The following is a 24,392-nucleotide window of genomic DNA, read 5'->3' on the forward strand; positions in this document are numbered from 1 at the left end:
ACACGCGCGATCGGAGCTAAGATGTATGCAACGGGTCGGCCCAGGCTCGTTTGAAGGCAGGACGGCATGGTATATCGGCGCCGCAGATCCACGCAGATGCAGGCCGCAACCGAATCGGTTGCCGTGGCCCCGACTGCGCCGGTCGCACGCCCGGCCAAGCCCCGCGCGCGCATGATGCGTCAATATGACCTCGTTGAGCGCGTCAGGTCCTACAACCCCAACACCAACGAAGACCTGCTGAACCGCGCCTATGTCTACGCGATGAAGGCGCATGGTTCGCAAACCCGTGCCTCAGGCGATCCGTATTTCTCGCACCCGCTCGAAGTGGCGGCGATTCTCACCGACCTGAAGCTCGACGACGCCACCATCGTGGCCGCGCTGCTGCACGATACGATCGAGGACACCGAGGCGACGCGGGCTGAGATCGACCAGATCTTCGGGCCGGAGATCGGTGCGCTGGTCGAGGGCCTGACCAAGCTGAAGCGGCTGGAGCTGGTCTCGCGGGAGGCCAAGCAGGCCGAGAATCTGCGCAAATTGTTGCTGGCCATTGCCGATGATGTCCGCGTGCTCCTGGTCAAGCTCGCCGACCGCCTGCACAACATGCGCACGCTGGACTTCGTGCCGACGGAATCGCGCCGGCGCATCGCCGAGGAGACGCTCGACATCTACGCGCCGCTGGCAGGGCGCATGGGCATGCAGGAAATGCGCGAGGAGCTGGAGGATCTGTCCTTCCGCACCCTCGATCCCGAAGCCTATTCGGTGGTGATGCAGCGCCTCGACGCGCTCGCCGAACGCAACCGCAATCTGATCGGCGAGATCGAGGACCAGCTCTCCAACAATCTGCGCCACAGGGGCCTGGGGGCGCGGGTCTACGGCCGCCGCAAGAAGCCATTCTCGATCTGGACCAAGATGGAGCGCAAATCGGTCGGCTTCGAGCAATTGTCCGACATCTTCGGCTTTCGCCTCGTCGTCAACGACATCGAGGCCTGCTATCGCGCGCTGGGCATCGTCCACACCACCTGGCCGGTCGTGCCGGGTCGCTTCAAGGACTACATCTCGACGCCGAAGCAGAACGACTACCGCTCGATCCACACCACGGTGATCGGCCCCGGCAACCAGCGCGTCGAGCTGCAGATCCGGACCGAGGCGATGGACCAGATCGCCGAGCGCGGCATCGCCGCGCACGTCTTCTACAAGGAGGGCGTGGGATCGCCGACCGAATTCCTCAAGCGCGAGTCCAATGCGTTCGCCTGGCTGCGCCACACCATCGGCATCCTCTCGGAAAGCGCCAATCCCGAGGAATTCCTCGAGCACACCAAGCTCGAGCTGTTCCACGACCAGGTCTTCTGCTTCACGCCGAAGGGCAAGCTGATCGCGCTGCCGCGCCATGCCAACGTGATCGACTTCGCCTATGCCGTGCACACCGATGTCGGCAACAGCGCGGTCGGCTGCAAGATCAACGGCCAGTTCGCGCCGCTGTCCTCGGAGCTGCAGAACGGCGACGAGGTCGAGGTGCTGACGTCGGAAGCGCAATCGGCGCCGCCCTCGGCCTGGGAGACGCTTGCCGTCACCGGCAAGGCGCGTGCCGCGATCCGCCGCGCCACGCGAACCGCAGTGCGCGATCAATATGCCGGTCTCGGCCGCCGCATCGTGGAGCGCCTGTTCGAGCGCGCCAAGATCGAATATGCCGACGACAAGCTCAAGGGCGCGCTGCCGCGGCTGGCGCGGACCTCGATCGAGGACGTGATGGCGGCCGTGGGGCGCGGCGAGATCAAGGCCTCCCACGTCGCACGTGCGATGTATCCCGACTACAAGGAGGAGCGCATCGCGCGCTACGGCGTCAAGAAGGGGCTTGCCGCCAAGCTCAAGGAGAAGTCGTCTGAGTCGCCGCGCAGCCCGGTCGCGATTCCGATCCGCGGCATCAACTCCGACCTGCCGATCAAGTTCGCGCCGAACGGCGGCGCCGTGCCGGGCGATCGCATCGTCGGCATCGTCACGCCGGGCGAGGGCATCACGATCTACCCGATCCAGGCGCCGGCCCTGAAGGATTTCGAGGAGGAGCCGGAGCGTTGGCTCGACGTCCGCTGGGACATCGAGGACTCCGCGCCGCAGCGCTTCCCGGCCCGCATCAGGGTCGAGAACGTCAACGAGCCCGGCGCGCTGGCGCAGATCGCGACCGTGATCGCCGAGCACGACGGCAACATCGACAATATCAGCATGCAGCGCCGCTCGCCTGATTTCACGGAGACGACGATCGATCTCGAAGTCTACGATCTCAAGCATTTGAGCGCGATCCTGGCCCAGCTGCGCGCGAAGGCGGTCGTCGCCAAAGTCGAACGTGTTAATGGATAGGCGCATATCGCATGCGCCGGTCTCTCTGATTTCGTGAGTTCTGAAATGCCCGCATCGAAGCTTCGCCTCGGCGTCAATATCGATCACGTCGCAACCGTGCGTAACGCGCGCGGCGGCCGCCATCCCGATCCGGTGCGGGCCGCGCTGCTGGCGATCGAGGCCGGCGCCGACGGCATCACCGCCCATTTACGCGAGGATCGCCGGCACATCCGCGACGAGGACATGGCGCGGTTGAAGGCCGAGATCTCCAAGCCGCTCAATTTCGAGATGGCGGCGACCGACGACATGATGCGCATCTCGCTCGCCACCAGGCCGCACGCGGTCTGCCTGGTGCCGGAGCGCCGGCAGGAGGTGACCACCGAAGGCGGGCTGGACGTGGTCGGCCAGCACAACGCGCTCGCGCCCTATATCGCGCGGCTGAACGATGCCGGCATTCGCGTCTCGCTGTTCATCGCCGCCGATCCCGCCCAGATCGAGATGGCGGCGAAGCTGCGTGCGCCCGTGATCGAGATCCATACCGGCGCCTGGTGCGACGCCGTGACCGACGGCCACACCGCCAAGGCCGAGACCGAATGGCAGCGGATCGTGGCGGGCGTGAAGCTGGCGAAGGCCGCCGGCCTCGAGGTCCATGCCGGGCACGGGCTCGACAATGCGACGGCGGAGACGATCGCAGGCTTGCCTGAGATCATGGAGCTCAACATCGGCTATTACATGATCGGCGAGGCGCTGTTCGTCGGTCTTGCCGAGACCGTCCGCAGCATGCGCGCGGCGATGGACCGCGGACGGAGCCGGGCGTGATCATCGGCATCGGCTCCGATCTCATCGACATCACCCGCGTCGCGAAGGTGATGGAGCGGCATGGCGAGCGCTTCCTCGACCGCATCTTCACCGCGGCGGAGCGGGCCAAGGCGGAGCGCCGCGCCAAGAACGAGAAGATGGTGGTGGCGACCTACGCCAAGCGCTTCGCCGCCAAGGAGGCCTGCTCCAAGGCGCTCGGCACCGGGATCCGGCGCGGGGTGTGGTGGCGCGATATGGGGGTGGTCAACCTGCCGGGCGGACGGCCGACCATGCAACTGACCGGCGGCGCCCTGGCCCGGCTCCAGGCCCTGACACCGGATGGCTTCGAGGCGCGGATCGACGTGTCGATCACCGATGACTGGCCGCTGGCGCAGGCCTTCGTCATCATTTCCGCCGTGCCGCTGCCGAAACCCTGACGGGGCGCCGGGAATTCTGCGATTTTCGTTACGAATCAATGCCTTATCCAATTTTGATGCGATCCTTGATTGCGTGACCTCCGACAACCGTCTAAAAGTCCGCGGACGCAAATCAGCCTGGGCGAATTCGGCTTTACGCCGGAATTGGCCCTCACTATCAGAATCAGGACAATCTCCTTGCGCCGCGAACCGGTGGGCCGTTCGCGGGAGGAGGGCGCTCTGTGATCGCCGGCCGGAATTGAGAGAGCAATGAGCGTGACTTCGGGAACGAAAACTGAAAGCGGCGTCGGCGAAACGATCCGGGTCGTGATCCACGCTCTCCTGATCGCGCTGGTGATCCGCACCTTCCTGTTCCAGCCCTTCAACATCCCGTCCGGCTCGATGAAGGCGACGCTGCTGGTCGGCGACTATCTGTTCGTCTCGAAATATTCCTACGGCTATAGCCACTATTCGATCCCGCTTTCGCCGAACCTGTTCTCCGGGCGGATCTGGGGCTCGGACCCGCAGCGCGGCGACATCGTCGTGTTTCGCCTGCCGAAGGACGATTCCACCGATTACATCAAGCGCGTGATCGGCCTTCCCGGCGACCGCATCCAGATGCGGGACGGGCTGCTCTACATCAACGACACGCCGGTCGAGCGGCAGCGGATGAGCGAATATGTCGGCGAGGAGCCCTGCGGCTCGGAAGGCGGCGGCATCTCTCGGGTGAAGCGCTGGAAGGAAACGCTGCCGAACGGCGTGTCCTATGAGACGCTCGACTGCGCCGACAACGGCTACGTCGACAACACCAACGTCTACACCGTGCCGTCGGGCCATTTCTTCATGATGGGCGACAACCGCGACAACTCCACCGATAGCCGCTTCCTCGGCCAGGTCGGCTATGTGCCGCAGGAGAATCTGATCGGTCGCGCCCAGATGATCTTCTTCTCCATCGCCGAAGGCGAGCATGCCTGGATGTTCTGGCGCTGGCCGTGGGCAGTACGCTGGAATCGCTTCTTCAAAATCGTCCGATGAAAGACGAAGCCAAGGACATCCCGATCCAACCGACCGAGGCGCAAGCCGCTCCTGAGAGCGAAGCTGCACCGAAGACGCCTGCCAAGAAGAAGCGCGCGCGAAGCAGCAAGGCCAAGGCCACCGATGCGAACGCGGCGCTCGAGGCCCGCATCGGCCACAGCTTCAGCGATCCGAACATGCTGATGCAGGCGATCACGCACGTCTCGGCGCTGAAGTCGGGGCGCAAGCGTGGCGACAGCTACCAGCGGCTGGAATTCCTCGGCGACCACGTGCTCGGGCTCGTCGTCTCCGACATGCTCTATCATGCCTTCCCGAACGCCGACGAGGGCGAGCTCTCCAAGCGCCTTGCCGAGCTGGTGCGCAAGGAAAGCTGCGCCGACGTCGCCAAGTCGCTCGGCCTGCTCGACGACATCAAGCTCGGCTCGGTCGGCTCCAGCGCCGATGCGCGCCTGCGCAAATCCATCCTCGGCGACATCTGCGAGGCCGTGATCGGCGCCGTCTTCCTCGACGGGGGCTATGCAGCGGCGTCCGAATTCGTCAAACGCAACTGGACCGAGCGCATGCACAAGCCGCGCCGTCCGTTGCGCGATCCCAAGACCGTGCTGCAGGAATGGGCGCAAGGCAAGGGGCTGCCGACGCCGGTTTACCGCGAGGTCGAGCGCACCGGCCCGCATCACGATCCGCAATTCCGCGTCGCGGTGGATCTGCCGGGGCTCGCGCCGGCGGAGGGCATCGGCGGCAGCAAGCGCGCAGCGGAGAAGGTGGCAGCTTCAGTGATGATCGCGCGTGAAGGTGTTGGCGGCGGCAATGACGGTTGAAGCAAGCGGCGAGACGCCGACGGCAACGCGCTGCGGCTTCGTTGCGCTGATCGGCGCGCCCAATGTCGGCAAGTCCACGCTGGTCAATGCGCTGGTCGGCGCCAAGGTCACGATCGTCTCGCGCAAGGTGCAGACCACGCGCGCGCTGATCCGCGGCATCGTGATCGAGAACAACGCGCAGATCATCCTGGTCGACACGCCCGGCATCTTCCTGCCCAAGCGCCGGCTCGACCGCGCCATGGTCTCGACCGCCTGGAGCGGGGCGCATGATGCCGATCTCGTCTGCGTGCTGCTCGACGCCAAGACCGGGATCGACGAGGAGGCCGAGGCAATCCTCACCAAGGCGGCCAGCGTCAATCACGAGAAGATTCTGGTCATCAACAAGGTCGACCTGGTCCAGCGCGAGAAGCTGCTGGCGCTGGCGCAGGCCGCCAACGAGCGCATGAAGTTCGCGCGGACCTTCATGATCGCGGCGATCTCGGGCGACGGCGTCGACGACATCCGCAAGACGCTCGCGGAAATGGTGCCGCCGGGGCCGTATCTCTATCCCGAGGACCAGATGTCGGACGCGCCGATGCGGCAGCTGGCGGCCGAGATCACGCGCGAAAAGATCTATCAGAAGCTGCACCAGGAACTGCCCTACCAGTCCACGGTCGAGACCGACAAGTGGGAGGAGCGCAAGGACAAGTCGGTGCGGATCGAGCAAACGATCTTCGTGGAGCGCGAAAGCCAACGCAAGATCGTGCTCGGCAAGGGCGGCGCCACCATCAAGTCGATCGGCGCGGACTCGCGGAAAGAGCTGATGCAGATCCTGGACGTACCGGTGCATCTGTTCCTGTTCGTCAAGGTGCGCGAGAACTGGGGCGACGATCCCGATCGCTACCGCGAGATGGGCCTGGACTTCCCGAGAGAATAACCAAGAAACGATCGGTATCCGATGAGCGTGCCCAGCAACATCAGGCGCTTCGAGGCGCTGCTCTATGCATCGTTGATGCTGGACGCCCTGTCGGTGGCGGTGCAGGACCGCACGCCGAACGCCGAGATGACCGAGCAGATGATCACCACGCAGACCTTGCTCGCCGGTGGCATGATCCTACTCCTCGTCTATTTCGTCAGGCTGGCGGCGCATCATCGCAAGAACTGGCCGCGCTTTGTGCTGGCGGCGGCGCTGGTGCTGTCGGTGATCTCGCTCGGCCAGATCATCGGCGAGAAGGGCCTGGAACTCGACAGCGCCATCGAGATCGTGTCCTGCGTGCTGACGACGATGGGCCTGTATTTCTCCTTCAGCGGCGACGCCCAGGGCTGGTTCAACGCGTGAGATCTTGCGCGGTGCCGTAGGGTGGATTGGCGGAGCGTAATCCGCCGTTTTGATGTGCACGAGCTATTGGCGGATTACGCCTTCGGCCAATCCGCCCTACGATCGACGGGCGAAATCCGCTACACTCGATCCCATGGAATGGACCGACGAAGGCATCGTCTTGGGCGTGCGGCGGCATGGCGAATCCAGCGCCATCGTGGAGCTGCTCACGCGCGCGCATGGCCGGCATCTCGGTCTGGTGCGGGGCGGTGCCGGCTCGCGGATGCGGCCGCTGTTGCAGCCGGGGAACAGCGTCAGCGCGGTGTGGCGGGCGCGGCTCGACGAGCATCTCGGCACTTACGCGATCGAGGGACTGAAGCTGCGCGCGGCGACGTTGCTGGGATCCTCCCACGGTGTCTACGGCGTCACGCATCTGGCCTCGATTGCGCGGCTGCTGCCGGAGCGCGATCCGCACGAGGAGATCTTTGCGCTGCTCGAGCATTCGCTGGATGATTTCGACGACATCGGCGGTGCCGCCGTGCACCTGATCCATTTCGAGCTGGCGATGCTCGCCGAGCTCGGCTTCGGACTGGCGCTGGAGAATTGCGCGGTGACCGGCGAGACCACGGACCTGATCTATGTCTCGCCGAAGTCCGGCGGGGCGGTGTCGCGCGGGGCGGGCGAGCCGTGGCGGGATCGGCTGTTGCGGCTGCCGCCGTTCCTGCGCCATGGCGAAACCGCCAGCGACCTGACCGACCAGGATCTCCAGGACGGCTTCCGGCTCACCGGCCTGTTCCTGCTCCGCCATGTGCTTGAGCCGCGCGGGCAGGGCCATTCCGATGCGCGCGCCGGCTTCATCAATGCGCTGACCCGGCAACAGGCGACGGCCGCGATTCCTGCGCCATGAGTGAAACGGGACTCTGCAATCTCCGTCAAACATGGAGTTCCCGGGAACGAAATCCCGCCGAGCGGACTTGGCCTTTGGGTTCCACAACGGGGACAGCCTAAATGTTGATCAAGGGATTCGCCTTGTCCGCGGCGCTGCTCGCGTTCGCGCCTGATGCCATGGCCGGCGAGCCGCAACCCGGCGTGTTTCGCCGGGCATCCTGCACCGTCGTCCGGTACTATGTGGCCAAATATTCCGCTGCCGCTGCAGAGACATGGGCGCGGTCGAAGGGGGCCACGGAGGCCGAAATCGAGGCCGCCCGGCGTTGCCTGACCAATATGCCGGCCCCTGTCCCGGACAAGACGCAGACCGTGACAGCCGGCTGGGCCGGCCACTAGGCGGGCCCGGGGAACCAATCCATCCTTGCCCGATTCCCTTCCACGGTTTAACCGGGCGGCATGGGAAAACGAATCGTTCCGCCGGAAGAACCGGCCGAAATTCACGAGGTCCGGCTGCAGGAAGCGCTGGAAGAGCGCTATCTCGCCTATGCGCTCTCCACCATCATGCACCGCGCGCTGCCCGACGCGCGCGACGGCCTGAAGCCGGTCCACCGCCGCATCCTCTACGGCATGCGCCTGCTCAGGCTCGACCCCGGCACCGCCTTCAAGAAGTCCGCCAAGATCGTCGGCGACGTGATGGGCTCGTTCCATCCGCACGGCGACCAGGCGATCTACGACGCCATGGTGCGCCTCGCGCAGGATTTCTCCTCGCGCTACCCGCTGGTCGACGGCCAGGGCAATTTCGGCAATATCGACGGCGATAACCCCGCCGCCTACCGCTACACCGAAGCGCGCATGACCGACGTCGCGCGGCTTCTGCTCGAGGGCATCGACGAGGACGGCGTCGAGTTCCGCGCCAATTACGACGGCCAGTCGAAGGAGCCGGTCGTGCTCCCCGGCGGCTTCCCGAACCTGCTCGCCAACGGCGCGCAGGGCATCGCGGTCGGCATGGCGACCTCGATCCCGCCGCACAACGCCGCCGAGCTCTGCGAGGCCGCGCTGCATCTGATCGAGAAGCCCGACGCGAAATCCAGGGCCCTGATGAAGTGGGTGAAGGGCCCGGACTTCCCGACCGGCGGCATCTGCGTCGACTCCAAGCAGGCCATCGCCGAGGCCTACACCACCGGCCGTGGCTCGTTCCGCGTTCGCGCGCGCTGGTCGCAGGAAGAGGGCGCACGCGGCACCTGGGTCGTCGTCGTCACCGAGATCCCGTTCCTGGTGCAGAAGTCGCGGCTGATCGAGAAGGTCGCCGAGCTGCTCGATCAGAAGAAGCTGCCGCTGGTCGGCGACATCAGGGACGAGTCGGCCGAAGACGTCCGCATCGTGATCGAGCCGAAGTCGAAGAACGTCGATCCCGCGCTGATGATGGAATCGCTGTTCCGGCTCACCGAGCTCGAAAACAAGATTCCGCTGAACCTCAACGTGCTGATCAAGGGCCGAGTCCCCAAGGTGGTGGGACTTGCGGAGTGCCTGCGCGAATGGCTCGACCATCTGCGCGATGTCCTGATCCGCCGCAGCAATTATCGCAAGGCGCAGATCGAGCACCGGCTCGAAGTGCTCGGCGGCTTCCTGATCGCCTATCTGAACATCGACAAGGTGATCAAGATCATCCGCACCGAGGATGAGCCGAAGCCGGCCTTGATGAAGGAGTTCAAGCTCACCGAGGTGCAGGCCGAGGCCATCCTCAACATGCGCCTGCGCTCCTTGCGCAAGCTCGAGGAGATGGAGATCCGCACCGAGGACAAGAACCTCCGTGCCGAGCTCAAGGGCATCAACGCGGTGCTCGCCTCCGAGGCCGAGCAGTGGAAGAAGGTCGGCGAGCAGGTCGGCAAGGTCCGCGACATGTTCGGGCCGAAGACGCCGCTTGGCAAGCGCCGCACCACCTTCGCCGACGCGCCCGAGCACGATCTCGCCGCGATGGAGGAAGCCCTGGTCGAGCGCGAGCCGGTGACCGTCGTCGTGTCCGACAAGGGCTGGATCCGCACCATGAAGGGCCATGTCGAGGATCTCTCGGGCCTCGCCTTCAAGCAGGACGACAAGCTCGGCTTCGCCTTCTTCGCGGAGACCACCTCGAAACTGCTGCTGTTCGCCACCAACGGCAAGTTCTACACGCTCGATGTCGCCAAGCTTCCGGGCGGTCGCGGCCATGGCGAGCCGATCCGCCTGTTCATCGACCTCGAGCAGGAGGCGGCACCCGTCGCGCTGTTCGTCAACAAGGGCGGACGAAAATTCTTGGTCGCAAGCCACGAGGGCCAGGGTTTTGTGGTGAGCGAGGACGATTGCGTCGGTACCACCAAGAAGGGCAAGCAGGTCCTCAACGTCGACATGCCGAACGAGGCGCGCGCGATCACGGAAGTGATCGGCGACACCGTCGCCGTGATCGGCGAGAACCGCAAGATGCTGGTCTTCCCGCTCGACCAGGTGCCGGAAATGGCGCGCGGCCGCGGCGTGCGCTTGCAGAAGTACAAGGACGGCGGGCTTTCGGACGTCGCCGTGTTCGAGGCCAAGGCCGGCCTGACCTGGAAGGACTCCGCGGGCCGCGAATTCTCCGCGACCATGAAGGAGCTCGCCGAGTGGAAGGGCACCCGCGCCGACGCCGGCCGCCTGCCGCCGAAGGGTTTCCCGAAGTCGAACAAGTTCGGCAAGGGGATCGGGTAGGTTGTTTAGTGTCCCGGACGCGCTGCAGCGTGCAACGCTGCTGCGCAGAGTCGGGACCCACGCTGCACGGGTTGGCTGGGAGACATGGGCTGCGGCTCTGCAGCGCACCGCTGAAGTGGCGCTGCGCTGAATCCGGGGCACGCGCACCTGCGCGCACGGGCTGCGACAGCGCCGCTCTCCAATTCGCATTCCACCGCTTCGCACCGTCTGATACCGTCCACGACGCCGGTGGTCTGGAATGTCGAGAATGAGCGCGATGTACGATGTCATTGTTGTCGGCGGCGGCTCCGCCGGCGCTGCTGTGGCCGCAAGGCTTTCCGAGGATCCCGCGCGGCGCGTGCTGCTGCTCGAAGCCGGGCTCGACTGGCGTGCCGATGAGGCGCCGTGGGAGGTGCGGACGCCGAATCCGATCCCGATCATCCACAAGCGCGAGTACCAGGAGAAATGGCAGTGGCCTGATCTGCTGTCGCGCCGGGTGGCGGGGCAGCAGCCGCGCTTCTACTGGCGCGGCAAGGGGCTCGGCGGCTCCTCGATGATGAACGGCCAGATCGCGATCCGCGGTGTTGCCGATGCCTTCGACGAATGGGCCGCCCATGGCTGCACCGGCTGGTCGGCGAAGGACGTGATGCCGCTGTTCTCCGTGATCGAGGACGATTTTGAATTCGGCGATGCCGAGGGCCACGGTCGCGGCGGTCCGCTGCCGGTCTATCGCGCGCCGCCGGAAAAATGGGGCCCGATCGACCGGGGCTTGCGCGATGCGGCGCTGGCGAGCGGTTATCCCTGGTGCGCGGACCTCAATGGTCCCGACGGTGAGGGCGTCGCCTGCTATCCCATCAACAGCCGAGACTTGCGCCGCATCAGCACCAATGAGGCTTATGTCGAGCCGGCCCGCGGCCGGCCTAATCTCGAGATCCGCGGCCATGCGCTGGTCGATCGCGTGCTGATCAGCGACGGCCGCGCCACCGGCGTCCGCGTCCACGTGGAGGGGCAGGGCACCCAGGAGATCAGCGCGCGGCAGATCGTGCTGTGTGCCGGCGCGATCCATAGCCCGGCGATCCTGCTGCGCTCGGGCATTGGGCCGGCCGAGGAGTTGAAGGCGATGGGCGTTGCGGTGGTGCGCGACCTGCCGGTCGGCAAGCATTACTTCGATCACCCGCTGTTTCGCGCAACCATCCAGCTCCACGAGAATCTGCGGCCCACCGATCCTGATACGCGCCACACCAATTGCTGTGTGACCTATTCCTCGGGCCTTGCGGACGGCGGCAAGCGCGACATGATCCTGATCGCGTTCAATCACCGCGGCATCGGCATGCCCGGCGCGATCGGCGCCGGGCTGTTCAACGCGTATTCCCGAGGCACGCTCAAGCTGGCCTCGACCGATCCCGTGATCGATCCTGTCGTCGAGGAGAACATGCTCGCCGATCCCCGCGACATGCTGCGCATGATCGACGCGGTGAGGCGGCTCGCGGTGATCACCTCGCAGCCGGCGCTTTCGGGCATCGCCGACTGGATCCGGCTCGCCGATACCGACCTGACGCTGCCGCAGGCAGCCGCCCTGCCGGATCACGAACTCGACGCGGTGCTGCGCCGTGAGACCGGTGACATCCAGCACGCTGCCGGCAGCTGCCGGATGAGCGGCATCAATGATGCCGACGGCGTGGTCAACCCTGATGGCACGGTGAAGGGCATCTCGGGTCTGCGCGTCGCCGACGCCTCGATCATGCCGTCCGACTGCCGCGCCAACACGCATTTCACGACGGTTGTGATCGGGGAGGCGATCGCGCGGATGATGATGCGGTAGCGCGCCAACGACGGTGTTCGCGGTGTTCGCGGTTCCCTCCGCGTCATTGCGAGCGTAGCGACCTGTCCGCCGTTCGTGACGATAGCGATCCGCCCCTTGTCTCGGGCCAGGGTGTTTGCTTGTGCGACAACTCCGAGTTTCGGTAAAGTGGAATATTTTTTGCAGGAAAGGGTTGGCAGGCGGCCTCGTCGGGAACTGTTTTGCCCGACGGCAGCTTGCGCCAGCACGGGGAAGAACAGCGCCGTTGCAAGCGACAGCATGACCATTTGCGCGCGGAGCCCTGCGCCCCTCCGAGCATAACCCGATAAAGCGTCAGGCCGAGCCCGCCGCCGAGGAGAGCCGCGCATCGATGGACAGTCATGCACTCATCCAAGGTAAGTTGTTCCTGGCGATGGAAGCTAACCCTGGCGAAAAGGCCCCGCTTTAAGCATTTCACGCTGGAGTCGCGTTCCGGCCGCCGGCAGCAAGTTGCTCAAAACGGGTCGACGAGGTTTCCTTTTTGCCCACTTTCCTCCATAGTTCGGCATGGCAAAAATAAGAGTGAGCTTCAAACCGCTTCGTAAATCTGAGGGCGACTGGGTCATCGTCGCCGAGTATCCAGGCTCAGAACCCCGAGAAATAACCGGCTTTGCGAGCAAGGCCGAAATCGACGATTGGATGAACGGAGAGCGTCGGATTTCTTGGCTCCGGTCACAGGGCTACGCCAAGTGAGATGAAATCCGTCCGGCCATCGCGTCCGTCTGACCTACGGCTGCGGTGAACGTCTGCCCGTCCTTTTGCGATCCGAGCTCCCTCGACCGAAGCCGCGACTCTCGCTGGCGGCCGAAGCTCTCACGGCAAACGGGGTGATCAACACTTGTGGCCCACGCCATACCTCCCGCCGCGTCAAATCTACGGGTGCAAGGATCCAGTCATGACCAAATCGAAACGCTCAGCCGAGCAGCAGATCGCCGATGAAGCCGACCGCAGGGCGCAAAACCCGAACGCAGCGCGGCAGTCGATCGCGGATAGCCAAGCCGATCCCCAGTTTCATGAAAACCACAAGCGTCTGAGAGCGGAGCGGTTGGCGCGAGACGAGGCGCGCAAGCCGTCCAAATGAACACATGGCCGCATGTGTGCTCCTTGCTGCCTCTCCCACGCTGTGGGAGTCCGACAGGCACGTGCGGGAAGGATGCGGGAATTCACTGAAAATACGAAACTGATCCACCCTAACGACGCGCTCGATCGTCGCAGCAAAAGCGAGGCTACATTAGCTCGAAGGATGGGTAGCTCGTAGGATGGGTCGAGCGTAAGCGAAACCCATCAATCCCCCTGAAGGGAGCGAACGCTTAAAATCTGGCTGACCCCTGCGCCCTGGGGTTGAAGGTTCCATTCTCGGAGGCTACGGTCGCCGTTGTCAACTTGGGGGTGTATTATGAAATCAATGATTGTCGCTTCCGCGTTTTTCGTCGTGTCGGCCGGGCTGACGTCTGCTCACGCCCGCGTCGTCTGTCACCACGATCCTGTGTGCCAAGCTCAGCGTGACGGCACCAGCGTGGATCAGGCCAGAAAGCGAGAACAGGGCGTAACCGACTGCGTGACCGCCGCCGGCTATACTCGCGCGGACTGGAGTGCCTACAGGGTGCCAGAGGGGCCCGCCAAAAAGGTGCGTGCCTGTCTCGCTAGGAAGGGCCTGCCCACGAGTTAACTGAGCGAGTTGATCACTAAACTTTTTGAGTAAGGAGGCCGCTGAATGTTACGCGGGTTTATTTCGCTTGCCGTCGCTTCGATCTGCTCTCAACTATTGCTGTCGGAGGCTTCGGCGCAAGATTTATCCCAATGCACCGCAAGCTTTCCGCTGGCATGCTGCAAACAGTCGTACGCAAAGCATGGCCCATTTGGTTCGCTGACTGGAGCGGCGCAGGAGGCTAGAAACTACGATATGCGGGTATGCGTAGATCGGTTAGCGAAAAAGAAGAGCCGCTGAGAGCGCTTCGCAAATTAACGTTGAACCTGTGGGACCGCCGCGCTGTCTGTTGGAGGGCGAGCGGTCCCCTGGCCGCGCCTCCGGGTCGGCGGTCTAGCTCGTAGGATGGGTGGAGCGTAAGCGAAACCCATCAACCCCTCCGCCGACGACGAGGCAGGGTGGGTTTCGCGAGGGCTCGACTCATCCTTCGCGCCAAGGCCCTAAATCACCCCTAACAACCTCAGCGCCACGCCCGCCGCGCAGCTCCCCGCCAGCACCGTCAGCATTCCCAGCTTGAACCTGAAGATCGCGGTCGCCGCCGCGATCGACAGCACCAGTGCCGGCACGTCGGCGCTCCTGAGCACCGGCATGTCGAAGTTCAGCGGAAACGCATGCACCGGCACTGTTTCTCGGAACAGCGTGTGCAGGGCGAACCAGATCGAGAGGTTCAGGATCACACCGACCACGGCGGCGGTGATCGCGCTGAGCGCGCCGGCAAGGCCCGTGTTGCCGCGCAAGCGCTCGATATAGGGCGCGCCGACGAAGATCCACAGGAAGCAGGGCGTGAAGGTGACCCAGGTCGCGAGCAATCCGCCGAGCGTGGCCGCGAGCATCGGCGACAGGCCGCTGGGGTCGCGATAGGCCGCCATGAAGCCCACGAATTGCAGCACCATGATCAGCGGGCCCGGCGTGGTCTCGGCCATGCCGAGGCCATCCAGCATCTCGTGCGGCTTCAGCCAATGATAATGCTCGACCGCCTGTTGGGCGACATAGGCCAACACGGCATAGGCGCCGCCGAAGGTGACTAGCGCCATCTTGGAGAAGAACAGCGCGATCTGGCTGAAGACGTTGCCTTGTCCGAGGGCAAGCAACAACACGATGACAGGCACCAGCCAGAGCGCCAACCACAACGCGCCGGTTCGGATCTCGCGCGCGGTGTTGGGCTTGACGTGTTCGGGCACGGCTTCGCCGAGCATGCTGTCGATCGCGGCGCCGCCGCTGCCATGGCCGTGACCGGCCGGGGCGAACTCCGGCCGGCCGCTGCGCGCGCCGGCATAGCCGATCAGGCCGGCGGCGATGATGATGATCGGGAAGGGCACCGCGAAGAAGAAGATCGCGACGAAGGCGATCGCCGCCAGCGCGATCATGATGCGATTCTTCAGCGCGCGCTTGCCGACGCGCACCACCGCCTCGACGACGATGGCGAGCACGGCGGCCTTGAGGCCGAAGAACAATGCCTCGACGAAGCTGACATTGCCGAAGGCCGCATAGATGTAGCTGAGGCCCATGATGGCGATGATGCCGGGCAGGATGAACAGCCCGCCCGCCATCAGCCCGCCGGCGGTGCGGTGCATCAGCCAGCCGACATAGGTGGCGAGCTGCTGCGCCTCCGGGCCCGGCAATAGCATGCAATAGTTCAGCGCATGCAGAAAGCGGCCTTCGGAGATCCACTTCTTCTCCTCGACCAGGATGCGATGCATCACCGCGATCTGGCCCGCGGGCCCGCCGAAGCTCAGACAGGCGACGCGAAGCCAGACGCGAAAGGCATCGCCAAAGCTGATGCCGTGACCGGCATCAGCTCCTGCTTGAACGTTACGAATGTCCATTACGCCTTCACCTTGTTGGTCGGCCAGTTGTGGGTCTCGGCCGTAGCATCGCGGCACCAACGGTAGAAGGCATCGTAGAGCAACATGCCGGCCTCGAGCTGTTCGAGGTCGTCGTCATACATCCGCGATAGCCCGAGCGAGGCCGCGAGCAGGCCCGGCGCCTCCGGCGCGAGGTCTGGCCGAGCGGTGTCGGCGCCGCGCACCAGCGTGGCGAGCCGGAGCAGAGCCGGCGTGGCGATGCCGAACTCCTCGATCATGACGTCAAAGGTGCAGAGCTCGCCGCGGTGGCTCCAGAACACGTTCTCGATGTCGAAGGGCGCCGCGTTGAAGCGTTCCCCGACCGCGACCACCTCGGACGGCGCCACATAGAGGAACACCGCGTTGGGGTCGACGAAGCGCCGGATCAGCCAGGGGCAGGCGATGCGGTCGACCTTCGGCCGCGCCCGCGTGACCCAGATTGTGCGTCCCTTGGCATCGCGTGGCGGCAGCTTGCGGGCGTCGACCAGCGGCAGCTTGGCCGCCTTCCAGCCCTCGAAGCCATCTTCCAGGGTTTCGGCTTCGGCGCCGAGCTGCCTCAGCCAGGCGGCCGTGCCCTGCGCCAGCTTGGCGCCGCGCAGGCAGGAGACGATCGCGGAGCGGCCGGCAAATTCGCCGCCCCATTCGGCGACGGTCTCGTGGCTGAGCTTGATCGAGCCGGGAATCAGCCGCCGGTCGGCGGCAAAATCCTCCTCGGTGCGGACATCGATCAGCACAGGCGCGTTGGCCGTGCCGATCAGGCGCGCCAATTTATCGGATGATATGGTCGTGAACGTAGCCATGATGCGTCCTCGCATAAATCAGACGGGACGCGATACTTGGGCATGTCGCCTCGTGGGGAGATCGCTCAAATCCCCATGGCGCAGATTACATCGAAACTAAGAAGCACTGTCAATCCGAGGGAGCGATCGGACCTTCGAAAAGTCCGGCCCGCCGGTCTATACTAGGCTCAACAGAGCTGAATCTCCTGGAGAATTCGATGCATTCGCATTCCATCGAACAATGGACCCACGACCACGCGTTTCTGGGCGAGAAGCACGACGAGAACGAGCGACGCACCTGGCTCGTGGTGGTGCTGACGCTGGTCATGATGGTTGCCGAGATCGTTGCCGGCTCGCTGTTCGGCTCGATGGCGCTGCTCGCCGACGGCTGGCACATGGGCACGCATGCCGCCGCGCTGGGCATCGCCGCCTTTGCCTATCGCTTCGCGCGCCGGCATCTGGGCAATGCGCATTTCACCTTCGGCACCGGCAAGTTCGGCGATCTCGCGGCCTTCGCCAGCGCAATCATCCTCGGCCTGATCGCGGTCGAGATCGCCTATGAGAGTGTGCTGCGGCTGATCAATCCGGTGCCGATCGTCTATGGCGAGGCCATGGCGGTGGCCGCCCTCGGCCTCGGCGTCAACCTCGCCAGCGCGTGGCTGCTGCGCGGCAGCCATGATCATCACCATCACGGGCACGCGCACGGCCATGAGCATGACGATCATGACCACGATCATCACGGCCATCACCACCATCATCACGACAACAATCTGCGCGCGGCCTATGTCCATGTCATGACCGATGCCGCGACCTCGGTGCTGGCAATCGCCGCGCTTGCGGTCGCCATGTATTCGGGATGGGTCTGGGCCGATCCGGCCGTCGGCCTGATCGGCAGCGTGGTGATCGGGGCTTGGGCGTTCGGCCTCGTCAAGTCGTCGGGCGCGGTGCTGCTCGACGTGCGTGCCGACGAGAAGCTGGAGCGGGTGATCCGCGCGCGCATGGAGGTCGGCGACGACCGCGTCACCGATCTGCATCTGTGGCAGGTCGGCCCCGGCCATTGCGCCGTGCTGCTCTCGGTGGTGTCGGACAAGCCGAAAGCGCCTGCAGTCTACAAGCGGCGGCTCGCCGGGCTGAAGGGCCTCAGCCATGTCACGGTGGAGGTCGAGACCTGCCTGCATTGACGCTGGTCTTTGCGGGAATTCTGCCGGCGGACCGGGGTTGATCCGACGTTGATGCCAAGTCGCGGCCTCGTGGCCGCCAGGGAGGACCAAGGATGCGCAGGACCAAGCTCGCTTTCGCCATTGCCGCGCTGGCGCTATCAGGCCCGGCGGCGCTCGCGCAATCGGCCGGCGTCGAAAAGCTCTACGTGCTCAATTGCGGGGAGGGCACCGCGGGCGACATCTCGCGCTGGACGCCCGGGCTGAACGAAGGCAAGACGATGGACTTCGTCGACAGCTGCTATCTGATCAAGCACGCCAAGGGCTGGTTCCTGTGGGACACCGGCATCGCCGATGCCGTCGCTGCGATGCCGAATGGTCTTGCGCCCGCCGATCCCAAGGCCGTCACCTGGCGCCGGCCGAAGACGCTTGCCGCCCAGCTCGAGCAGCTCGGCGTCAAGCCCGACGACGTCAAGGCCATGGCGGTCTCGCACACCCATCCGGACCATACCGGCAATGTCGAGCTGTTTCCGCAATCGATGCTCTACGTGCAGAAGGCCGAATATGACTGGCCCGGCGCCAACAATTCGCCGCGCTTCAAGCCCTCGCACCCCGTCGAGCTGCTCACCGGCGACAAGGACGTCTTCGGCGATGGCAGCGTGACCATCCTGTCGACGCCCGGCCATACGCCCGGGCACCAGTCGCTGCTGGTGAAACTGCCGAAGACCGGCGCAGTGGTGCTGTCCGGTGACGCCGTGCACTTCAGGGATAATTGGGACAATCGCCGCGTGCCCGGCATGAACGTCGACAAGGATCAGACCACGGCTTCGATGCAGAAGATCGCCGACACTCTGGCCAAGGAGAAGGCGCAGCTCTGGATCAACCACGACAAGGCCCAGCGCGACAGCCAGAAGATGGCGCCGGAGTTTTACGATTAGCGGTGGATCAGCCTTTCGGCGCGGTCACGCCGGGCGGGCTCGCTTCCGGCGTCTTCTTCGGCTTCAGCGTGCCGGCGTAGAACGAGACCAGCCAGACCAGGAGGACGGCGAGGAGATAGACACCCCAGGCCTGCGGTGGCGTGGTTGCCCAGCGCAACAGGCCTTTGAAAGTGCGGGGCGGATCGTTGTCGTTGCTCATGGCCCGCTTGTGCGGGAAAGCTCGGGCGCCGTCAATCAGGCCGCGGCCTGGTGCGGATCAGGAACAGTGCGGCCAGCGCCGAGAGGCTGAGCGCGGAGGAGACGATCAGCACCTTGGCGCCCATGAGGTCGATCAAGAGGCCGAAGGCCAGCGGTGCCACCGCCTGCGCCATGCGTGCGGGAGCGCCGATGATGCCGAGACGGTAGCCAAAGTCCTTCGGACCGAAGATCGACAGCGGCAGCGTGCCGCGCGCGATCGTCAGGATGCCGTTGCCCGAGCCGTGGAACAGCGCGAACGCGCTCGCCGCGGCGCCGCCGAAGATCGCCACGATCACCGCGCCGATCGGGTGGGTGAGGCAGGCAAGCCGCGTCGACCACAGCGGATGGAAGCGGCTGAGGAAGCCGGCCTCCAGCATGCGTGCACCGACTTGCGCCGGGCCGATCAGCGCGCCGGCGGCGATGGCCTCGGCGGGCGTCGCGCCTGTCGTCTCCAGGATTCGCGGGAAATGCGCGGCCATGGCCCCGGTGACGGTCCAGACCGCAGCGAAGATGAAGGCGAGCAGCAGCATGGTGCGGTCGAGCGGCAGATGCGGCTTCTCGGCGGTCGCCGCCGCCTGCCTGGCGCCCTTGATCGCCGGCAGCACGAAGAAGTTGAGCGGCAGGCCGATCAGGATATTGGCGGCCGCCCAGGCAAAGCAGGTCTCGCGCCAGCCGATATGGGCAAGGCCCCAGGCGGTGAGCGGCCAGCCGACGGTGGAGGCAAAGCCCGCCATCAGCGTGATGCCGGTGATGGGCCGGCGCGCCTCGGTGCCGTAGATCCGCCCCAGCGCGGCGAAGGCGGCGTCGTAGAGGCCCATCGCCATGCCGACGCCGAGCACGAGCCAGGCGATCGCCATCACCGCGACGGACTGCGAGACGCCGAGCAGCACGAGGCCGGCCGCGATGGTGAGGTTCGAGACCGACAGCACCTGCCGCCCGCCGACGAGATCGATCTGCCGCCCGATGCGCGGGCCGAGCATCGCGGAGATCACCAGCGAAGCCGAGAACGCGCCGAAGATCCAGTTGGAGGAGACGCCGAGGTCCCGCGCCATGGGGTCGGCGAGCAGCGCCGGCAGATAATAGCTCGAGGCCCAGGCCAGCGTCTGCGTGGTGCCGAGCGCCAGGATGATCGGAAGCTGGCGCTGGCTCATTCGCGCGTACTTTCGATTCTGGCCGACGAAATCATCATTGCCGGCATTTGCCGTCCGTGCGGCAAGGGCGTCAACCGCAACCTCGGCATATTCGATCTGCACGGGACGGGGAGCCTTGCGCGCGTGCCCGGCTTGCGCCTTTCGCTCGTCACGAATGCACGCCATAATGGCGCATGCAAACAGCTTCGCGCCTTTCATTGATGAACTGGATCGCCAGCCAGGGGCTCACGGGCCTGCCCGAGCAGGAACTGCTCCGCGGCTTTTGCGAGCGCTGCTGCGACGAAGGGCTGGACCTGTCGCGCGGGCTCGTGATCATCGACACGCTGCATCCGATCTACGAGGGCCGCGCCTTCCGCTGGAGCGATACGCCGAGCAACGAGAGCGACGTCATCGAGTACGGCTCGACGGCGGAGGGCGACGCCGCTACGAACTGGCGCCGCTCGGTGTTCTATCATTTGCTCGAGCACGGCAACGACGAGATGGTGATCGATCTCGCCGAGGCGCCGTCGCTCGATTTCTCGCAGATCGGCGACCTCGCCGAAAACGGCCACCGGCACTTCCTGGCTTTCGTGCACCGCTTCGGCGAGAGCGGAGCGCTCGGGCAGATGGACTGCCTCTATTCCTATTGGACGACGCGGCGGGACGACGGCTTCACCGAAGCCGAACTGGCCGCGCTACGCGATCTCGTGCCGGTGCTCGGGCTCGCGATCAAGTCGGCGCAGCAGGTCGACATCGTGCGCACTTTGGGGCGCGTCTATCTCGGCCGCGACGCCTCCGAGCAGGTGCTGCGCGGGCGCATCTCGCGCGGCGTCACCGAGCGCATCAATGCCGTGCTCTGGTACTCGGACCTGCGCGGCTCGACCGGGATCAGCGAAAGCATCGGCCCCGACGAGATCATCCCGTTCCTCAACGACTACGCTCAGGCCGTGATCGACCCGATCCACGAGGCCGGCGGCGATGTGCTCAAGCTGATCGGCGACGGCGTGCTCGCGATGTTCTGGGGCGAGGACATGGCGGATGCGCGCCGTGCCGCGCTGCGCGCCGAGCACCTGTTCCGCAAGAATATCGCGGCGCTCAATGCCCGCCGGGCGGCCGAGGGGCGTCCGACCACGTCGGCCTATATCGGCCTGCATGTCGGGCAGGTCTTCTACGGCAATATCGGCAGCGAGGACCGGCTCGATTTCACCGTGGTCGGTCCGACCGTGAACGAGGTCAGCCGCATCGCCTCGATGAGCCGCTCGGTCGACCGCGAGCTGCTGGCGTCATCGGAGTTCTACAAGGGCCTCGACGCCGCCGGGCGGCGCTATCTCGTCTCCACCGGCCGCTACGCGTTGCGCGGCATCGGCCGTGCGCAGGATCTCTACACGCTCGACCCCGATGTCGACGCGAGCGAGCCGGTGACGGGGAGCTACGAGCGGTATCTGGCGAACTAGCACCGCGCCGCCACCTCATCCCCCACCATCTCCGGCTGCCGGTCCAGCGCCACGGCCGGCGACAGCCAGATCACCAGCGCCTGCACGCCGAACACGGCCGCCGCCAAGTAGAGGCAAGCTTCCGCGCTCCAGAGCCCGCCGACGATCGCGCCCAGTCCCGAACCGAGCGGGCGCGCGCCGTAGCTCATGATGTTGATGGCGGAGACGCGGCCCAGAAGGCGCGGCGGCGTCACCGATTGGCGCAGCGTCGTGGTCGAGATCACCCACAGGATCGGCCCGACGCCAAGCAGGAAGAAGCTCAAACCCGCCAGCCAGGGCGAGGGGACCAGCACCGTCAGCGCCATCACGACAGCGGCAATGAAGCCGGTGACGGGGCCGAGGCCGACCACTGTGCCGAAGCTGATACGCTGCATCACGCGGGTGGCGAGCAGCGCGCCGATCACCATGCCGACGCCGTACATTGTCAGCACCGTGCCGACGCCCGCGGCGGTGAGGCCGAGATGGCGCACGGCGTAGGGCACGAACACGGCGATCTGCAGGAACCAGCCGGTGTTGAAGATGAACTGGGTGATGAACACCGGACGCAGCAGCGGATGGTGAAACACGAAGGCCGCGCCTTCGCGGATGTCCTGGAACGGATGGCGGCGCGGCGCCGGCGCGCGGGCGGGTTCGAAGATGCCGGAGAGCAGCACCACGGCGATGGCCGAGAGCGCTGCGGCGAAGCCGAAGGCCGGGCTCGCGCCCCACCAGCCCACCAGCGCGCCGCCGAGCGCAGGGCCGCTGGCAAAGGCGATGGTGCGCGCCAGCTCGATCCGCGCATTCGCCGCCGGCAACAGCTCGGCGCTTACCAGTGAGGGCACCAGCGCCGGTGCGGCCACGCTGTAGACCACAGTGCCGCACACCGCGGCGAAGCCGAGCAGCGCCAGCAGCGGCAGATTGAGCGCGCCGAGCGCGAGCAGCAGCACGATGGTCGCGAGCGCCACGGCCCGCAGCGCCTCGGCTCCCGCCATCAGCGAGCGGCGTGAGATCCGGTCGGCGAGCAGGCCGGCGGGAATTGCAAACAGCACGAAGGGCAGGGTCAAAGCGGTCTGCAACAGGCCGGTCTGGCCTTCGGCGACCCCGAGCGTGAGCACCGCGACGATGGGGGCGGCGGCCAAGGCGATCTGCTCGGCCGACTGCGCGGCGAGGTTGGACCAGGCGAGCCGGGCAAAGGTATCGGGGAGGCGGGGCGGGTTTGACATGGCTCATTCCCTGCAAAGTCGGGTTGGCGCCAGTATCCGGCCCCGGGGGCCGCCAAACCCACCCGCTTCCCGACAGGGCGGCGAATAACGGCCCGGAACAGGAACCCATGCCACTAGATGCAGTTGCAAATGAGTTGCAATAAGCCTCGACTTCGGTATTCTCGCCCCATGGATGCCCGATCGCCTGATTTGACCCGCGACACCGCCGGCTGGCGCACTGACGCGCCCGCCACCAAGAGCCTCGCCGAGGTCAACGCCACGGTTGCCATTCCGGCCGCGGGCCGCTGGTGGCGCCGGCTGCTCGCTTTCGTCGGCCCGGGCTATCTGGTCTCCGTCGGCTACATGGACCCCGGCAATTGGGCGACCGACCTCGCCGGTGGCTCGAAGTTCGGCTACACGCTGCTCTCTGTCATCCTGCTCTCGAATTTGATGGCGATCCTGCTGCAGTCGCTGGCGGCACGGCTCGGCATCGTCACCGACCGCGACCTCGCGCAGGCCTGCCGCGCCACCTATTCGCCGGCGACGAACTTCCTGCTCTGGCTGGCCTGCGAGGCGGCGATCATCGCCTGCGATCTCGCCGAGGTCATCGGCACCGCGATCGCGCTCAAGCTCTTGTTCGGCATTCCCCTGATCGGCGGCGCACTGCTCGCGGCGCTCGATGCCTTCCTGCTGCTGCTCCTGATGAACCGCGGCTTCCGCTTCCTCGAAGCCTTCGTCATCGCGCTGCTGGCGGTGATCGCGGTCTGCTTCGCGGTCCAGGTCGCCGCCGCCGCGCCGCCGGTAGCAGAGGTGCTGCACGGCTTCATGCCGAAGAGCGAGATCTTCACCAACCCCGAGATGCTCTACATCGCGATCGGCATCATCGGCGCGACCGTGATGCCGCACAATCTCTATCTGCACTCCTCGATCGTGCAGACGCGCGCCTATGAGCGCAACGACGAAGGCCGCCGCGAGGCGATCAAATGGGCGACGACGGATTCGACCATCGCCCTGATGCTGGCGCTGTTCATCAACGCCGCCATCCTCGTCGTCGCAGCTGCGACCTTCCACAAAAGCGGCCATTCGGATGTCGCCGAGATCGGACAAGCCTTCGAGCTGTTGTCGCCGCTGCTGGGTCTCGGCATCGCCTCGACGCTGTTCGCGGTGGCGCTGCTCGCCTCGGGCCTGAACTCGACGGTGACGGCGACGCTCGCCGGCCAGATCGTGATGGAGGGCTTCCTCGATCTGCGCCTGCCGAGCTGGGCGCGCCGCCTGCTCACGCGCGGCATCGCCATCGTCCCTGTGATCGTCGTCACCGCGATCTATGGCGAGCGCGGCACGGCGGATCTGCTGGTGTTCAGCCAGGTCGTGCTGTCGATGCAATTGCCCTTCGCCGTCATCCCGCTCGTCCGCTTCGTCTCCGACCGCCGCAAGATGGGCAAGTTCGCGATACCCACCTACGTCGCCGCGATCGCGTGGATCGTCGCGGGCGTGATCGTGATCCTGAACCTGAAGCTGTTGTCCGACACATTGTTCGGCTGAGGGCGGGGGCTATCGCTCCGTCTGTCCGGAGCGGCCCGTGACGAGCCGCGGCCCTCGCGCGAGCTCAGTCCGGCAATTTCGGAAAAACCGCGCCATGTGGGGCCGACGGCTCTGGTCGCGAGGGGGCGAACTACCGCTTTTCAATTGGTGCGAAGAGGGTATACTACCTTCAATTGCTGCGGGGCCGCGTGTTATTGATAGGCCGTATTATGACATTGCGTTTTTCAGGATTGTTTTTTCTCCCGGCGGGATAATCGGCGGTCCCG

General features: G+C 65.6%; 21 protein-coding genes. 16 read left to right on the forward strand and 5 right to left on the reverse strand.

The genetic code is table 11. From position 1 onward, the window contains the following. Positions 1 to 66 precede the first annotated feature (66 nt). From ML401_RS14770 to ML401_RS14825, 12 genes are all read left to right on the forward strand, one after another. Complete coding sequence (locus ML401_RS14770; RefSeq protein ID WP_211416711.1) at positions 67 to 2,352, forward strand: bifunctional (p)ppGpp synthetase/guanosine-3',5'-bis(diphosphate) 3'-pyrophosphohydrolase; 2,286 nt, start codon at positions 67 to 69, stop codon at positions 2,350 to 2,352. 45 nt (positions 2,353 to 2,397) lie between these two features. Beyond that, on the forward strand, positions 2,398 to 3,150 hold the full coding sequence (locus ML401_RS14775) for a pyridoxine 5'-phosphate synthase (protein ID WP_285812325.1): 753 nt from the start codon (positions 2,398 to 2,400) through the stop codon (positions 3,148 to 3,150). Next, on the forward strand, positions 3,147 to 3,566 hold the full coding sequence (gene acpS, locus ML401_RS14780) for a holo-ACP synthase (RefSeq protein ID WP_211416713.1): 420 nt from the start codon (positions 3,147 to 3,149) through the stop codon (positions 3,564 to 3,566). The genes ML401_RS14775 and acpS overlap by 4 nt, the downstream gene beginning before the upstream one ends. A gap of 249 nt (positions 3,567 to 3,815) precedes the next feature. Further along, entirely contained in the window at positions 3,816 to 4,580 is a 765-nt protein-coding gene (lepB, locus tag ML401_RS14785) for a signal peptidase I (protein WP_211416714.1), read from the forward strand. Further along, complete coding sequence (gene rnc / locus ML401_RS14790; protein ID WP_285812326.1) at positions 4,577 to 5,398, forward strand: ribonuclease III; 822 nt, start codon at positions 4,577 to 4,579, stop codon at positions 5,396 to 5,398. Before lepB ends, rnc begins: the two co-directional genes overlap by 4 nt. Then, positions 5,388 to 6,314 carry a GTPase Era gene (era, locus tag ML401_RS14795; RefSeq protein WP_194407722.1) on the forward strand — a complete coding sequence of 309 codons (927 nt, stop codon included), beginning with the start codon at positions 5,388 to 5,390 and terminating at the stop codon, positions 6,312 to 6,314. Before rnc ends, era begins: the two co-directional genes overlap by 11 nt. A gap of 21 nt (positions 6,315 to 6,335) precedes the next feature. After that, on the forward strand, positions 6,336 to 6,716 hold the full coding sequence (locus ML401_RS14800; protein ID WP_211416715.1) for a hypothetical protein: 381 nt from the start codon (positions 6,336 to 6,338) through the stop codon (positions 6,714 to 6,716). Positions 6,717 to 6,849: 133 nt separating this feature from the next. Continuing rightward, a complete protein-coding gene (recO, locus tag ML401_RS14805) occupies positions 6,850 to 7,602 on the forward strand; it encodes a DNA repair protein RecO (protein WP_212068299.1) in 753 nt (250 codons plus the stop codon). A gap of 101 nt (positions 7,603 to 7,703) precedes the next feature. Then, a complete protein-coding gene (locus ML401_RS14810) occupies positions 7,704 to 7,979 on the forward strand; it encodes a hypothetical protein (protein ID WP_194407725.1) in 276 nt (91 codons plus the stop codon). Positions 7,980 to 8,039: 60 nt separating this feature from the next. After that, entirely contained in the window at positions 8,040 to 10,298 is a 2,259-nt protein-coding gene (gene parC / locus ML401_RS14815; protein WP_285812327.1) for a DNA topoisomerase IV subunit A, read from the forward strand. Positions 10,299 to 10,554: 256 nt separating this feature from the next. Beyond that, the gene (locus tag ML401_RS14820) at positions 10,555 to 12,099 is read left to right on the forward strand and encodes a GMC family oxidoreductase (protein WP_285812683.1); all 1,545 of its coding nucleotides are present in this window, start codon (positions 10,555 to 10,557) and stop codon (positions 12,097 to 12,099) included. Positions 12,100 to 13,012: 913 nt separating this feature from the next. Then, the gene (locus ML401_RS14825) at positions 13,013 to 13,198 is read left to right on the forward strand and encodes a hypothetical protein (protein WP_194407727.1); all 186 of its coding nucleotides are present in this window, start codon (positions 13,013 to 13,015) and stop codon (positions 13,196 to 13,198) included. Positions 13,199 to 14,265: 1,067 nt separating this feature from the next. On the opposite strand, the gene chrA is transcribed toward ML401_RS14825, so the two are convergent. Together chrA and ML401_RS14835 are read right to left on the reverse strand one after the other, a co-directional pair. Beyond that, positions 14,266 to 15,651: a chromate efflux transporter gene (gene chrA / locus ML401_RS14830; protein ID WP_259206507.1), complete on the reverse strand. Its 1,386-nt coding sequence runs from the start codon at positions 15,649 to 15,651 to the stop codon at positions 14,266 to 14,268. Continuing rightward, positions 15,651 to 16,469, reverse strand: a complete 819-nt coding sequence (locus ML401_RS14835) for a chromate resistance protein ChrB domain-containing protein (RefSeq protein ID WP_212068297.1) — start codon at positions 16,467 to 16,469, stop codon at positions 15,651 to 15,653. Before ML401_RS14835 ends, chrA begins: the two co-directional genes overlap by 1 nt. Before the next feature lie 197 nt (positions 16,470 to 16,666). Here ML401_RS14835 and dmeF point away from each other — a divergent pair, with 197 nt between their 5' ends. Beyond that, the gene (dmeF, locus tag ML401_RS14840; RefSeq protein ID WP_285812328.1) at positions 16,667 to 17,629 is read left to right on the forward strand and encodes a CDF family Co(II)/Ni(II) efflux transporter DmeF; all 963 of its coding nucleotides are present in this window, start codon (positions 16,667 to 16,669) and stop codon (positions 17,627 to 17,629) included. A gap of 92 nt (positions 17,630 to 17,721) precedes the next feature. After that, on the forward strand, positions 17,722 to 18,543 hold the full coding sequence (locus ML401_RS14845; protein ID WP_285812329.1) for an N-acyl homoserine lactonase family protein: 822 nt from the start codon (positions 17,722 to 17,724) through the stop codon (positions 18,541 to 18,543). Between the two features lie 7 nt (positions 18,544 to 18,550). On the opposite strand, the gene ML401_RS14850 is transcribed toward ML401_RS14845, so the two are convergent. Together ML401_RS14850 and ML401_RS14855 are read right to left on the reverse strand one after the other, a co-directional pair. Further along, entirely contained in the window at positions 18,551 to 18,742 is a 192-nt protein-coding gene (locus ML401_RS14850) for a hypothetical protein (RefSeq protein ID WP_285812330.1), read from the reverse strand. 31 nt (positions 18,743 to 18,773) lie between these two features. Next, entirely contained in the window at positions 18,774 to 19,931 is a 1,158-nt protein-coding gene (locus ML401_RS14855; protein WP_194408272.1) for an MFS transporter, read from the reverse strand. A 173-nt stretch (positions 19,932 to 20,104) separates the two neighbouring features. Here ML401_RS14855 and ML401_RS14860 point away from each other — a divergent pair, with 173 nt between their 5' ends. Then, positions 20,105 to 21,364, forward strand: a complete 1,260-nt coding sequence (locus ML401_RS14860; RefSeq protein WP_194407733.1) for an adenylate/guanylate cyclase domain-containing protein — start codon at positions 20,105 to 20,107, stop codon at positions 21,362 to 21,364. Here ML401_RS14860 and ML401_RS14865 read toward each other — a convergent pair. After that, positions 21,361 to 22,605, reverse strand: coding sequence for an MFS transporter (locus ML401_RS14865; protein ID WP_259206528.1), 1,245 nt, complete (start codon positions 22,603 to 22,605; stop codon positions 21,361 to 21,363). The two genes, ML401_RS14860 and ML401_RS14865, sit on opposite strands and share 4 nt — an antisense overlap. A gap of 168 nt (positions 22,606 to 22,773) precedes the next feature. Here ML401_RS14865 and ML401_RS14870 point away from each other — a divergent pair, with 168 nt between their 5' ends. After that, positions 22,774 to 24,126: an Nramp family divalent metal transporter gene (locus ML401_RS14870; protein ID WP_212068292.1), complete on the forward strand. Its 1,353-nt coding sequence runs from the start codon at positions 22,774 to 22,776 to the stop codon at positions 24,124 to 24,126. Positions 24,127 to 24,392: the final 266 nt, after the last annotated feature.

The sequence above is a fragment of the Bradyrhizobium sp. 62B genome (assembly GCF_030272265.2).
Classification (GTDB): domain Bacteria; phylum Pseudomonadota; class Alphaproteobacteria; order Rhizobiales; family Xanthobacteraceae; genus Bradyrhizobium.